General features: G+C 36.2%; 9 protein-coding genes and 1 pseudogene. 5 read left to right on the forward strand and 5 right to left on the reverse strand.

The genetic code is table 11. The annotated features are described in order from the left end of the window. A pseudogene (locus tag EHQ43_RS19265) lies at positions 1-189 on the reverse strand (hypothetical protein); the annotation flags it as partial. A 235-nt stretch (positions 190-424) separates the two neighbouring features. On the opposite strand from EHQ43_RS19265, the gene EHQ43_RS19270 reads away from it, so the two are divergent. The 3 genes from EHQ43_RS19270 to EHQ43_RS19280 are packed head-to-tail and all read left to right on the forward strand — an operon-like array spanning position 425 to position 1,888. Continuing rightward, complete coding sequence (locus tag EHQ43_RS19270; protein ID WP_135772070.1) at positions 425-649, forward strand: helix-turn-helix transcriptional regulator; 225 nt, start codon at positions 425-427, stop codon at positions 647-649. Continuing rightward, entirely contained in the window at positions 639-962 is a 324-nt protein-coding gene (locus EHQ43_RS19275; RefSeq protein WP_135772071.1) for a HipA N-terminal domain-containing protein, read from the forward strand. The genes EHQ43_RS19270 and EHQ43_RS19275 overlap by 11 nt, the downstream gene beginning before the upstream one ends. Next, positions 959-1,888 (forward strand): HipA domain-containing protein, encoded by a 930-nt coding sequence (locus EHQ43_RS19280; RefSeq protein WP_135772072.1) that lies wholly within the window; start codon positions 959-961, stop codon positions 1,886-1,888. The genes EHQ43_RS19275 and EHQ43_RS19280 overlap by 4 nt, the downstream gene beginning before the upstream one ends. A 396-nt stretch (positions 1,889-2,284) precedes the next feature. Here the strand turns inward: EHQ43_RS19280 and EHQ43_RS19285 are convergent, their stop codons facing one another. From EHQ43_RS19285 to EHQ43_RS19300, 4 genes are all read right to left on the reverse strand, one after another. Further along, positions 2,285-4,144 carry a DUF2075 domain-containing protein gene (locus EHQ43_RS19285; protein ID WP_208731163.1) on the reverse strand — a complete coding sequence of 620 codons (1,860 nt, stop codon included), beginning with the start codon at positions 4,142-4,144 and terminating at the stop codon, positions 2,285-2,287. A 321-nt stretch (positions 4,145-4,465) separates the two neighbouring features. After that, the gene (locus EHQ43_RS19290; RefSeq protein ID WP_135772073.1) at positions 4,466-5,374 is read right to left on the reverse strand and encodes an ArdC family protein; all 909 of its coding nucleotides are present in this window, start codon (positions 5,372-5,374) and stop codon (positions 4,466-4,468) included. A 469-nt stretch (positions 5,375-5,843) separates the two neighbouring features. After that, a complete protein-coding gene (locus EHQ43_RS19295; RefSeq protein ID WP_135772074.1) occupies positions 5,844-7,601 on the reverse strand; it encodes an amidohydrolase in 1,758 nt (585 codons plus the stop codon). A 378-nt stretch (positions 7,602-7,979) separates the two neighbouring features. Continuing rightward, positions 7,980-9,065 (reverse strand): helix-turn-helix domain-containing protein, encoded by a 1,086-nt coding sequence (locus EHQ43_RS19300; RefSeq protein WP_135772075.1) that lies wholly within the window; start codon positions 9,063-9,065, stop codon positions 7,980-7,982. A gap of 170 nt (positions 9,066-9,235) precedes the next feature. Here EHQ43_RS19300 and EHQ43_RS19305 point away from each other — a divergent pair, with 170 nt between their 5' ends. Next, positions 9,236-10,960: an alpha/beta fold hydrolase gene (locus EHQ43_RS19305; protein WP_135772076.1), complete on the forward strand. Its 1,725-nt coding sequence runs from the start codon at positions 9,236-9,238 to the stop codon at positions 10,958-10,960. Between the two features lie 250 nt (positions 10,961-11,210). Further along, complete coding sequence (locus tag EHQ43_RS19310; protein ID WP_135772077.1) at positions 11,211-14,510, forward strand: exodeoxyribonuclease V subunit gamma; 3,300 nt, start codon at positions 11,211-11,213, stop codon at positions 14,508-14,510.

Below are 14,510 nucleotides of genomic sequence, written 5' to 3' on the forward strand. Positions count from 1 at the left end.
TGCAGCCTCACGATAGCTTTTCCCTTCACTTATAAAGTGCAGAGCATTCTGTTTTTCGGCTGATAGTTCAGGGAAAAGGATCTGGAAGCTATCTTTTCTTTTATGCAATGCCTGGATAATCATCAAAGCACTTTGAATTTGCTCTTGAGTCAGAATACTCTCTTCTTTTGTTTCTAATAGATTTTCCATATCTATTCTCCTAATAGTTATAATTACCTAGATTTTACAAAGTTTTCGGATATCGGAGAACTCCGTTTTGCGATTTATCGAAATTTGATGAAAAAAATGGAAAATTGCTTCGTTTTTTTTACAATTGTCCTTATTGTACCCTTTAGGGTATAATCATCTGTTGGCAATATGAAATATACCCGATCGGGACTATTTCGCTTTACTTCTTAATTTTTATACCCGATAAGGTACATATATGGAACTAGATCATTTATCTGATTTTGTCAAAAGGGAACGAAAAAAGAATTCATTAACTCAGGAAGATCTAGCTCGTATGACAGGTGTTGGCTTACGATTTGTTAGAGAATTAGAACAAGGAAAGCCATCACTAAGAATGGACAAAGTGAATCAAGTATTAGAAGCCTTCGGTGCGAAACTGGTTCCAAAACCAAAATCAAAAGGTAGCGATTATGAATCGTAAGGGAAACGTTTTCTACAGAGATATTTTTGCAGGAGAGATATTCGAGAATGAAAATGGCTATGTATTCCAATACAACGAAAGGTACATAAATAATGAAACTTATCCTGCGATTAGTTTTACTTTGCCAAAACAAAAAGAAGCATACCAATCAAAAACTCTTTTTCCATTTTTTGATGGTTTAATCCCTGAAGGTTGGTTGCTTAACCTCACACAAAACATTTGGAAACTTAACAAAAAAGATCGGTTTGGTATCCTACTGACTGTATGTGAAGATTGTATTGGTGCAGTCAGTGTAATAGGGGAAAGAAAATGAAATTTTGCCTCCTATGTGCGAAACAGAGTGAAGATGACTATCATTCTCATTGCAGCAAACTTTTGTTTGGGAAAAATCAAATTCCAGAAATTGATATCGATATTAAGTCTATTCGTGAGTTGGCAAAACAAAACATTGAAGCAAGGATGACAGTTACTGGAGCTCAATCAAAAATATCTCTTGATCTCGATACCTCCAATCCTAAATCAACAAGACTCACTATCCTCGGAATGAAAGGAGATTTCATTCTGAAACCTCCCTCAGAAGAGTATACGAATCTTCCAGAAAATGAACATCTTACCATGTTACTTGCAAAAGAATTCTCTTTTCCCGTAGCAATATCTTCCTTGATTCGATTAAAATCAGGAGAACTGGCTTATATCACTAAACGATTCGACCGTGAGAAGAATATAAAAATTGCCCAAGAAGATTTTTGCCAATTAACCGAAAGATTAACTGAAGATAAATACAAAGGATCTTATGAATCGATTGGCCGGTGGATCAAACAGAACACAACTTCTCCAGGAATTGATTTAGTTCGATTCTTCGAAATGATCGTATTCTCATTTCTTACAGGCAATTCGGATATGCATTTGAAGAACTTTTCCATCCAAACTGATCTTGAAGGTAGAATCAAGTTAGCACCAGCCTATGATTTGTTGGCAGTAAAATTATTTTTTCCCGAAGACAATGAAGATTTAGCTCTCACATTGAATGGTAAGAAGAATAAAATCAATCTAGCAGATATCAAAACTTTTGGTAAATCGATCTATCTTTCAGAACTAGTGGTTGATAGAACTCTCTTACAAATCCAGTCAAAGTTACCTTTGCTTGTTGAAAAAGTAAAACTGTATCCATTTTGGAAATTTGGTACGAAGAAATATGTTGAGCTGATACAAAAGCGAGCGAAGAAGCTAGGTTGGTAAAACGGGGGACATCTTATGTCAGAGATACCCTAATGTATACTAAGTAAGAATTCATAAGCAACCTTAATTGTTTCAGCTAAAATTTAGTCTATATGAACCATAAACTGGTCGAATGAGTTTCAAAGACTTTGGAATCGTTTTGATTCGTTCGGAAGCGGTTTTCATTATTAGAATAACGGATATTAAATATAATGCCAGGTGATATTCAACTTCCTATAATGTATATTATGTCGCATAACATATAGTATGCGACTGAGTGTACTCGTAAATACTTTACAAAAAGTATGATTAAAATCCTGATTCAGACGTTAAAGAGGATGGCATTGGATTTTTAAATTGCAACAATTTTCGAACGATTTAAAGAAAAAGAAACTAAAAATACATAAAACGATTAGCTTAAACTTTCCCTTTCAAATATTCTCGCAAAGCCTCATCCGTCGCATACACATAGCAACCTTTCATTCCTCTTGTCATGAGAGTTCGATAGGTATTTTTAATAACCATATCGAACTTTTTCGCGCCTTCCACTGGATGATTTTTCAGAAGTGTTTTATATCCTTTGATCGTATTATCTTGTTTTGCTCTCTTACTTGCATCTGTTAGGAGCATGCCAGATGCATCTACAGTTAGGTCAGGACCAATGATCACACCCACGTAATCTAATTCTAAACCTTGGCAGGTATGGATACACCCAATTTGATCGATTGATTCACGTTTAAGAATCCAAAGACTTCCATCCTCAGTGAGGTTCCATTTCATAGAGAAATGATATTCGGGAAAGGTGATATCGAAGGCTTTGGGATCTTTTTTACTCTTCCACTCCCAACAATACCCGGCAACCAAACGAGCCTTGCTTGTCATTTGATTTTTTTCTTCTATCGCGGACCGAAGTTCTGAAGGGGAATCGAAAATTTTAAAATCATAATCAATGCCCTCCAAATTGTAATTAGCCGTTTCTCGAATTTGTAGTATATGGTCTAGCCAAGCAAGATATCCATCTGAACCATTACAACGAAATTGAGATTCTAATTTTAGTTTGGTGATTTTTGCTTTTGCGTTTTTTGCCCAATGCTCTATTTCTTCTTGCGATCCAACATCTTTTAAAGTCACTCGTTGATCTTCGTCCAAAAAGAAAACAGAAGATCTGGAAGCATGAATCAATTCTTTGACTTGATTTTCTCCTAAGTTACCATACAAACCGCTAAATTGATTCAAGCGATGTGCTTCATCGATTAATAAAACATCATATTCATCTTTCTCTGAATTATAATAACTACTAGAGCCCGAGAATAGAGATGATATTTTCGTTTTTTTTAGAGTTCCGGACAACTTTGATTCAAAAACTGCCCGCGGTGCGGCATTCCTTGATATATAACGGACGTTTAAGTTTTTATTTAATAATGCAACTAGTAGGTTGATCGCAACAACTGACTTACCTGTCCCTGGTCCTCCTTCAACAATCAATACGGACTTCCCTGCTTTCTTTACTTGTCCACTTAAATAAAGCGCTTCCTCAAATACGATTTTTTGTTCGTCTATCATCGTAAATTCCGGATTGCCTTTCAGCATCATTGCAATTGATTCAGATAGTTGTTTTGATGGTTTTACATCTGATTTTTCGATTCGATCTATCCTTTGACCAGAATCGCCAAGCTGAATCTTTTGTGACAAAAAGTTTCGTAACGCATCTGCATCTTCTCTTAAGAATAATGGTGCAAGAGAAGTATGTGAGGAATAAAACACATCATTTAAAACGCCATTCTGAGAATTATAATTATGCAGATAAGCGCATGGATTAATTTCGATATTCTTTTCGTATACTTCTACGTTGAATGATTTGAGTAACTCTGCATAACTCCATGCTTGGTAGGAAGGATGTGTGGTTTCTACAAGTGACTTACCGAATCTTGTCTTTACAATTGCATCCTTTGCAGTGATTTCCGCTGACTCCCATTGCTTTAATTCAATAATAGAGATAGAGGGTTTTTGATTGGGACTATATCCTGAAACTATAAAATCTACGCGTTTTGCGGTCGCAGGTATATTGTATTCAATTGCAATGCCCGCATCTGTAGGTAGATCGCTTCTACCTATAATTCTTTCCATAGCTGAGAGTGAATTTCGCCAAGAATTAACCTCTGCATCCGAAACGCGGCCGAGAGTGCGTTTGAAAAAAGTGTCCACCATGATTTCGCCAATTCGATTGGAATCTACATCACCAAGAAAACCTTTCACTGTAGATTTATAAATAATCACCTATCGTCCCACTTTAATATCACCAGTTAGATGCTAAAATTTGATCATTACTAATTTCTTTGCAATATTTTTTCTAAAAATGGACATCCATATATAGGTTAAAAATCTAACCAAAATTACAGTATAGTTTGTGAATTAGAATTCTGCTATATAAATGAACAATAATTTGAAAATCTTTTTTTAATTGTTCCATTAGGATTGAATCTATCTCAGCTATCTTTATTTCTCATCCAATAATTCCAGTCACTCATTAATAATTATAATCGAATATTTATGGATCCTATATGTTTTTGGTCAGTGAGGGGAAAGTCAATGCTTATTTTATTGCACCCCCCTCTTCGCTTCCTTCTTCAAATACTCCACCGCTTCCATGGCAAGATATCCCGCTTTAATGATCGCTCGTGGATTGTTTTCCAAAATCCTTAACCAAGACCCAATATACTCTCGATGTTGCAACTCCCCACTAAATCCAAATTCACCCGCAAAGATAGCTGAGCAAAATTCGGCTACCAATTCTTCAAAAGCATAAGAACCAATGCCCTTCGAAAAATCTCTTCGCAACCGATGTCTAGCACCCGTCCAATGACCTAACTCATGTAAGTAAGTAGACCAATAGTCGGTTTCACTTCGGAAATACTCTTTTTTAGGCATACGAATCGTATCCAAAGGGATCACATAAGATGCTTGGTCCACCCCGAACTCTTCCTTATTGTGTTCGATCGATTTTACAAACTGATCGATCCCAGGAGAGCCATCTCGCACAGTCTTTGTTACAAACAAATCATATTCGTTTTCCAGAATATTGATTTGTGCAATGTTTAAAATAGGAAACGCCTTGTGAACCAGACACGATTTGTAATAGAGAGGTGCCTCCACTTGTTCTTCTTCGATTCCCTCCACTACTTGTTTCTTTTGGGAATAAACTGGAAACTTTACATGACAAGGATACAAAACTACCGTCTTTGCAAACTCGCCTGCTTTCAATGAATACCCAAGGCTATTCCATTGTTTTTCCGTAGCCCAAGCTGGATAAGTATAACCATACCGCATCAAACTGTCTGTTAACCAAAGGGTATTGACGAGACCATATGTTTGTTTTGTCTTCACGTTCATCGGAAATCCGAAACTTTGCCATGGTTTGACCCACTGCCCAAGACTACCGGACTTTAAAGCAGCCATCACATCGCTTGTAATCTTCTTTATGATCGTTTTTGCATCGTTCTCTTTCATAACAATGGATGTAAGGCCGACTCATAAAGTGTCACATTTTTGGAGAAAAATTACTTCCGAGAGTCCGTGGCAACAAATGCAGAATATAAAAGCTACCTGGGACAAATTGGATTGAAGAAAGGAAGAATTTTGCTGTTGTGTGGAAAAGCGGAGTCGGTCACTTAATCATAGGCCTTAGCAATGAATACTTGAATTCGTTTCATTCTGAGCATCTAGCCATTAGTCCATCGAAAAGGATGTCTCATAACACAAGCCTGAATTCTACAACGTGTTCTAAATCGATGAATTAAAATCTAATGTGTTGAGGATGAATTGAGATGAGTTTTTAAGGGAAGAAGGATGGACTGATCCTTCTCAATAAAAAAAGTACTTCGGTGATTCAATCACCAAATGAAATTATGAATCTTATAAACTTATAGGATTATTTCGCTATAATGACTATACGTTAATTTTTTCTCTTTAGAAGACACTATTTTCTTGAATATACTTCTTCACCGTTAATGAAAGTTTTTTCTATTTGGATCTCTCGTAGTTTTTCTATATTTACATCAAGAGGATTTTCACTTAAAATGACTAAGTCAGCATATTTACCTTTTTTAATTGTACCAATCTTTTTCTCCATATTCAGTTGCCATGCGGCATAGATTGTCACCGACTTTAATCCTTCTTTGATTGAAATGGCTTCCTGTTGCCCAATACTTTGACCTTCTTTGTTTTTACGTGTCACCGAAGTTTGCACTAAACTCAATGGACGACTAGGGTACATTGGTAAATCTGCATGGAGTGAAGTAGTAATTCCCTGATTTTGTGCGGAATGGACAGGAAGGATATTTTGCGTTCTCTCTAATCCCAAAATATCATTTGAAAGAGCATTGCCATAATAATATAGGTGGTTAATATGAAAACTGACAGTTAGGCCTAAAGTTTGCGTCAATTCCATAAGTTCTGTTGGGAACAATAAACCATGTTCGATACGATGTCTTTTCCCATTCAAATGCGCTGTACTTAAGTTTACGGCTTTAAAGGAATTTAATACATCTTCAATGGCACGGTCTCCTTGCGCATGTATTGCAATTTGCCAACCAGCTTCATTGTATTTTTTAATTTTATCAGTTAACTCTTCGATTGTATATGTTGACTTCCCACTATAATGGTGTGGTATGTGTAAACCTTTCTGCATTAGGTCAGATTCTAAATAAGGTTCTTTGACATACATCGAACCTGTATAGGGAGAACCATCATACCATAGTTTAACTCCGAGAATTCGAAACGAATCATCTCCATTGGTAACAGAGGAAGGAAGTAAATCCTTAGTCTCGTCTGTAAGGTAAACAAAATTTCGGACTGCTCTTGATTTATTGGGTAAGATTCCCAATTTTTCTAGAACCCAAAATTTTATACCCTTACTTTCGGAGGATATATGTTCGAAGAGAATGAGAGATTTACTAACATCACCAAATAATCCCAACGATGAAATAGTAGTGATCCCATTTTTAGGATATTCGGCCATAACTTCCAATACATCTTTTTTAATATTAAGAACTTCTTTTACTTTTTCATTTGCTGGTTTCATCGCTTCGATTTCGGAAATAAAACCTGTAAGGTTCCCGTTCGAATCTTTTTCATAATAACTATTGGGACTTGGATTTGGAGTTTTAGAATTGATTCCCAACTCCTTTAAAGCTTTTGAATTCACCCATGCTGAATGTAAATTTTGAGAAATAATAAAAACTGGATTATTGGGTGCAATTCTATCGAGATACTCTAATTTTGGAGCTTCCAATCCTTTAACTAACATTGGATCAAAACCTTTCGCAAGCACCCAATTTCCTGGTTTCGTTTTCGAAATAGAGTTTTCTAACTTATTCCATACTTCCGTTTGTGTTCTATTGGAAAATCCACTTAAGTCTATAAAACTGTTAAAGAAAGCCGTTAAATCCGGATGAGAGTGAACATCAATGAAACCTGGCAACAATGACTTTCCTTTTAGGTCAATCATCTGCGTAAAATCGTTTTTTAATTTTAAGATTTCGATCTCGGAACCAATATCAATTATTTTTCCATTTTTTACATAGATAGCTTCGGGTTTCGTGTATTCATCATTTTCTAATGTGATGATGTTCCCACCATAAAAAATAATATCCGAATGCTCATTTGTTTTTGCAGAAACTAAACAAAACAAAAGAATAAATAAGACGAATATGGATTTAAAGCGGAATGTTTGCAATCGATGTACCAGCCAGTTTGTATAAATTGAGTTTAACGGTTAATATTGTATACAAAATCATAAAAAATTAGTCAGAATTGTGTGTCAGATAATTTACTACCAATAGCATTTAAAAAAGTATACAAAATCTATGTAATCATATACTAGCAGCTAAGATTTTAGATAACCTATGTTGATGGGCGTGAAGTTTATTTAATTCCACAAAAGCAGACAAAACAATTGAAATCCAAACCACAGATGTGTAAAATTCCAGCTATGTATCAAACGATAAATTTAATCATTGTTGGATTATACTGTTTTGACAAAAAACTAAAAGGAAGAAATATAACGAAATGATAAGCGAATTTCCATTTGGGAAACGTTTGAACGGTTAGTAATTCATCCTTTTCCCACTAACTTCGCATACTCACTCGGTGACATCTTCTTCAATGATTTAAACGCAACATTGAAATTTGCTTTTGAATTAAATCCAACTTGGTATGCAAGTGACAACAGATTGACCTTTGGGTTTTCTTCGATGAGCTGACAAACTTCAGCAATTCGATATTCATTTACCAATCGATTGAAGTTCATGCCTAAATATGCATTGATGTATTCACTGAGTTGGTAATCTTTGATTCCTAATCGTTCGGATAGATTGGATAAATTGATTGTTTCTTCTCGGTAAACGCATTCCTGTTTTAACAAATGGTCTAAGTCTTGTTGTAATTTTTCCAAATTGAGATTTAGGATTCTCGAAGTACGATAGGACTGCCGAAGACCAGGTAAAATATCTTTAAACAACTCATGATTGATTTCTGTTCCAATAAATGCGACGACTGCCATGAGCGTAGCAAGGCCTGCAGTAAAATAAATCCCGGAGTTCCAACGAAAGATTGTGCTGAATAAAATGAAACTAGCAAATGTAATATTGCCTTTTAAGATCATCCCCAAAACTCTGACACCCAATTTGGCTTCCTCATTTGGATTGCGATAGAGTATATTTCGATACTGATAAATCATCCAAACAAAGCTGATGATCCAATACAAACAACCGAGTAAGGCTAAATACTCTGGAATCGAATAGGATAGTCCCGTAAAACTTTCATTCATCGATTGTTCTAAAACTCTCGGATGTATGATTTGTAATACAATCAAGAAAACAATCACAAGAAAGGTTGGGTACAATCGTTTGAGTCTGCCAATCGAAACAGGCTCTGTACTTAAGAATTGTTCAATTGTATATTGCATACTCCCTGGAATCAAATAGATGATGGGCACATAACCATGATTCAGTAGTGGAAATTCAAATTCAAAACCGGCAAATAAACGGTACGCGTAGATGATGAGAGTCCCACCAGAAAAAGCCGCAATCATTGCAAACGGAAACCCTTTGGATCCTTTTTCTTTCACAAGGATTCCGATTCCCAAAACAAAATGATACCAAGCACCAAATTGAAGCCAGGACCCCAAAAATTCAGACATACGACAAAAGTCGGACAATATGCACGGTTTCGTCAACTGTTTGGAATTGGCAGTAAACGAATAAAACGTACAAAATCATGATTTTAGACCAAAATTTTCGTCCAAGATTGTCATTTTAGACGCAAATACTCCCTCTTTATGTTATTTTTGAGTCAATTCAGAGGCGAATCATGAAAAAGCAAAAAAACTATCTCTCTCTCCTCCTCATCGTAGGGAACTTCCTACTGATTGCTTGTGGGGGGAATGGAAATCAAAACGGAAAAGAAACGAGTGCCATATTGTCGGTGTTAAATGGTCAGGCGCAAAGTACAACTGTGACACCAGATATGTTACAACAAAGTAATGCAGCTTATACAAAGGACATCCAAACGGCATTCCAGAATGAAAACGATGGAAGTTTTACTTTTAACGATAACATTTCGTTTTTAAGTAACGACGGTGTAAAAATCACAGGGAACCTGTTCATACCAAAGTCAGGCACAGGTCCCTTCCCTGCGATAATTTTTGTCAATAGTTGGGCATTGAACGAATACGAATACATTGTTCCCGCTGCAAAACTGGCAAAAAAAGGATATGTTGTATTTAGTTACAACACTCGAGGGTTTGGAACATCTGGTGGACTTATCAATGTTGCTGGTCCAAAAGATATGGAAGACCTATCAAAAGGAATCGATTTCCTTTTAGCAAATGCTCCTGTCAATGCGTCAAACATTGGTATTGCGGGGATTTCGTATGGAGCTGGGATTTCTTTACTGGGCCTCAGCAAAGAACCAAGAATCAAAACTGCAGTGGCCATGAGTGGTTGGGGAAGTTTACCTGATTCTCTTTATGGAAACCAATCACCAAGACTTGTTTGGGGGCTCCTCCTAGTGACTGCAGGGTATATCACAGGAAGAATGGATCCCATCATTGCAGAAAATTTTCAAAAACTTTTGGATACAAGAGACGTTGCCACTGTCTTATCATGGGCAAGAGAAAGATCACCTAACAATTTTGTGGCGGAATTAAATGCATCTGGCAAACCAGTTTATATTTCCAATAACTCACAAGATAATTTATTCCAACCAAACCAAATCCTACCTTACTTCGAACAACTCACTGTTCCTAAAAAATTGGATCTCAATAATGGAATCCATGCAACAGCTGAAATTGGAGGGATTTTAGGAATCAACAACTATGTTTGGACGAATGCTTATGACTGGTTTGATTATTGGTTAAAAGGAATCCAAAATGGAATCATGACAAAACCAAAAGTGACAATCCAAAAACGTTTCTCTAGTGATCGTGTGAGTTATACAAATTGGCCAAACCCTTCTAAGATCGAAAGGACCTACCATTTGCGACCAATGGGTTTGTTTAGCCCAGGCAAAATCACAACAACAGCGAACACAAGTAGTGGGAACGATACCATTCTATCGGGAGGAACCAGTGCCACGACAGGAGTTCCACTTTTATCAGAGATATTGGATGGTGCCGTTTCTGTTCCAGTAACAACCAACGTGAATTTAATTGATCGCACAAACGCAATGGTGTATTTATCTGACAGCCTGCAAACACCTCTCAAACTTCGCGGCAAAACATTTTACAAAGGTCGCATCAATAGTTCAGACTACGCACCACATGTTGTTGTTTACCTATATGAAGTAGACTTTTGGGGAACAGGAAAATTGATTAGCCATGGAACTGCAACACTCTTCAACGTGAAAGGAAAAGACGTAGATTTAAATGTAGACCTCCAAGCAGTCGCACATGACTTCCCTGCTGGATCTCGCATTGGTTTGGCCATCGATAACATTGACCCAATGTATGCGGTACCAAAACCAGTTTCACTCTACACGACTACGTTTAAACACAGCACATCGAACGCATCCACACTTAAATTTGAAAGTGAGTGAACAACATATCACTTAGTATTTGCTAGGTGAACATTTGGGAGAGACCCACTCTCCCATTTTTCGAATTCATTTCGATACACGAGCGCCCCGGATAGCAGCGGAAATCCTTTGCCTATGGCAAAGATTGGAGCGTATAGCCGGAAATGGCGCCCTAATTTTTTCTTTTTCAAAACGAAACAACAGATAATGATTGCGTTCCAACTTCTCCGAGCTGAAACTATCTTTGATTTTTTGAATCAAGGGATTTTTTTTGCCAATACATTATTTTGCAGGACTCCATCTGCACGAAATCACTTCGGAACTCACAAAACAAATTAAAAAGGAACAAGTTGAAAATCCACTTCGCATGCCACTTGTGGTTGTGCCAAATACCAATTTAATTCCTTGGCTCAAACTCAACATTCCAAAGTACAATGATTCACAACTTTCCATCAACATTGAATTTACATTTTTAGAAAAAGCAATTTTAAAAAGTATCTTCTCTTCCTTACAAATTCCTGCTTGGGCAGAGGTGGAGGAATTTTATGATTACAATTCCTTCAAAAAAGATTGTTTTGATTTCCTTTATCGAAACCAAACGACTTTATTCCAAAATCATCCAGAGATCCAAAGGTATATCTCCGATTTACCAAAGTTATACTACTTGTCTGACCTATTGACAAAGTATTTCAAAGATTATGAATTGAACCGGTCCAATTGGATTCACCACTGGCTTGGGGATGAAAAAAGCTCTATCCCGAACCAACTCACAAGTGATCCTTATTGGGAATTGGAAAAAGAAATTTACCTTGGGGTAAACCAAGGTGGCAAAAAAAACTTATTCTATTACTTAACCAAAGGGAAAGATTTAAACCTCCAAGGTAATTTGCATTTCTTTTGTTTGTCCAATTTATCAGGGACTTATATCGATTTTTTAAAAACTGTATCGAAGAATCCAAATTCAAATTTTAACATCTATATCTACCAATTCCATAATGGGAAAGTGATTGGACAAAACCCAGAGAAAACTAAAAATTATTTATCTAAATTTGCAAAACCGCAATCCTATTTAGCAAAAGAATTTTCGAATGTTACCAAACAAAAAGAAACATCCAAATATGCAAGTGGAGGTATGTTAGCAAAACTAAAATCCATCCTGTTAGAAGAACAGGGAAAAGAAGAAAATTACTTAAACGATCAAACTGTTCGAATATGGAATGCACCTTCCGAGTACCGCGAGATGGAATCCATCGCACATGATATCCTTCATAAAATTAGCACAAACAAAGGGAACTTGAGTTTATTGGATTTTGCGATCCTTGTTCCGAATACGAGTGACTATAAAGCCGCCATTGAATGGGTATTCCACGGAGGAGTTTATACTACACAAAGTATTGAAGAAACCCCTACCCTCCAAAGGTTGAATTATTCTCTTTCTGATTTAGTGGCAAAAGATACTTCTTTATTGTACAAAGTATTTGAAATCCTCTTCCAATCATTTTTAAACCAAAGGATCGAAAAGGATGAATTGGTTCATCTACTTCAAAATCCTTTGATCACAGGCAAAAACAAAATTGAATCCTTTGACCAAACCAATTCGGTCATCCAATTACTCGACTCACTTGGCTCACTCTATGATGAAAACAAAGAAGAGAACCCTTATACAATTTCTTTTGGAGTGAAACGTGCCGTACTATCTGTGATGAGTGATGAAAAAACCACATGGAGTCACATGGGAGTGATCACAGATCCCTTGGCAGAAGAAGATTCTGTTCTCCATTTGAATTTGATTTGGGAACAAATCAAGACCTTACAAATGTTTTTTGAAAATGAATTTTTACAATTACCAACTAAAGAAAGATCCAAAGCATTTGAAACCAAGTGGAATGATTTCTTAAAGTTTAGTGAGGAAACAGAAAACGAAAGGATCTATTTCGCAGAGTGGTTAGAAAACATTTCAACTTGGTGTGACACCGAATGGAACCAAGTAACTGACTTTTTACAATTCCTGAAACTACAAACAGAAGAAATCTTTTCGAACATCGCAACACAAAGAGGGAATTACCTGACAGAAGGGATTACCATTTCTTTATTACAACCAATGCGACCGATTCCCTTTTCCCATATCTACATCGTTGGATTAGGAGAAGGAAAATTTCCAGGATCAAAAGATTTATCAAGGTTTAACTTAAGAAAAAATGAAACAAAACCTTGGGATTTGAATCGAGTGGAAATCCAAGAATCCTTATTATGGGAAACCATCATATCAGCAGAAGATAGTATCACTTTTTCCTATGTCGGGAAAAACACATTAGAAGATAAAGAATTTGAGCCTTGTTCCAGTTTGTTTGAGATCATGACTTCTCTTGGGATCGAATCCGCTACTGAAATCCCCCTAACACCTTATAGTCGATTTTATGATCAGGAAATTTTACATTCCTATGATTATGCAAGAAATTTAAAACCATACAGAAGTTTGAATACTGATTTGCCAAAACCAAGTTTTACTTCCTTGGAAGATTTGGCCATATCGAATTCAGAAGTGAAATTCAAAAAAGAGATCTCCATTGAATCTATTGCTTCAACATTTAAAAATCCAATTCTCCCTTATATCAAAGAAAATCTAGGATACTTTGATGATGAAGAAGAAACGTCTTTAGAAGAACCATTTTATTTCAATTCACTGGAATCTTTCTTATTCAAATCAAAATTTATTCCATTATTTACAGAATCATTGGCAAAGGAAGAACTTTGGACTTGGAACAAAGATTCGATCAAACAAAAAATCGATGAGTTCAGTACAATCGCAGAGAACAAAGCAGAATTTCCTTATGGGGCATTCCATTTAGTCACAACAGAAACTTTACTTGAGGAACTCACTGAAATTGCGGAAGTATACAAATCATTAAAAACAGAACTCTTTTCAAATTCCAATGGAATACAATTTGTAAGTTCACTCTCAGTTGGTGATACAGGATTACGAACTGGACTCAAATTGCCTGCATTTCCATTGGATGAAAACCAATCCATCACTGGTGAGTGGGAGAATCTTATTGTTATCGGTGATACTTATTATTGGTTTTACCCAAAAAGTTACCAACCAAAACCAGAAAAAGCAAATGAATATGTAAAAGATTATTTTGGTAAGATGATCCATTTATTCCTCAGTGCTTGTTTGTTTCGAACCATTGGAAAAAAATTAGTCATCATACCCATCTTATCAAAGCAGAAAGGAAACAATGAAATCCTTCCCTTTGAGAGTTTACCAGAAAAGGAATCGGCTGAATACCTTCGAAACATTGTCAACTTGGTCAACGAATCACCTCCAATGTACATTCCAAATCCTGGCCTCAATTTGTTTTTTGCAGAAATGGGCATAGAACACGCTGAAGGTGATGGTAACAAATTAGATTCTGCCTGGAAGGAATTTTTAGAAGAAGAGTCAGATCAAATCATAGAATTTGAATCGAAACATATGAAATTATCTCCATATACAAAGGATTTACTACACCAATTTTCGTTTCAGAAAGTTTACCCCCTACTTTTTCCCCTTCTGAAAAAAGGTTTTTGA

The organism is Leptospira bouyouniensis (genome assembly GCF_004769525.1).
Classification (GTDB): domain Bacteria; phylum Spirochaetota; class Leptospiria; order Leptospirales; family Leptospiraceae; genus Leptospira_A; species Leptospira_A bouyouniensis.

What these genes read in the sequence shown, in the direction of transcription:
- EHQ43_RS19300 (WP_135772075.1), bottom strand. Translation starts at nt 9,065, where the DNA reads ATGTCTGAATTTTTGGGGTCCTGGCTTCAATTTGGTGCTTGGTATCAT.
- EHQ43_RS19270 (WP_135772070.1), top strand. Translation starts at nt 425, where the DNA reads ATGGAACTAGATCATTTATCTGATTTTGTCAAAAGGGAACGAAAAAAG.
- EHQ43_RS19275 (WP_135772071.1), top strand. Translation starts at nt 639, where the DNA reads ATGAATCGTAAGGGAAACGTTTTCTACAGAGATATTTTTGCAGGAGAG.
- EHQ43_RS19305 (WP_135772076.1), top strand. Translation starts at nt 9,236, where the DNA reads ATGAAAAAGCAAAAAAACTATCTCTCTCTCCTCCTCATCGTAGGGAAC.
- EHQ43_RS19290 (WP_135772073.1), bottom strand. Translation starts at nt 5,374, where the DNA reads ATGAAAGAGAACGATGCAAAAACGATCATAAAGAAGATTACAAGCGAT.
- EHQ43_RS19280 (WP_135772072.1), top strand. Translation starts at nt 959, where the DNA reads ATGAAATTTTGCCTCCTATGTGCGAAACAGAGTGAAGATGACTATCAT.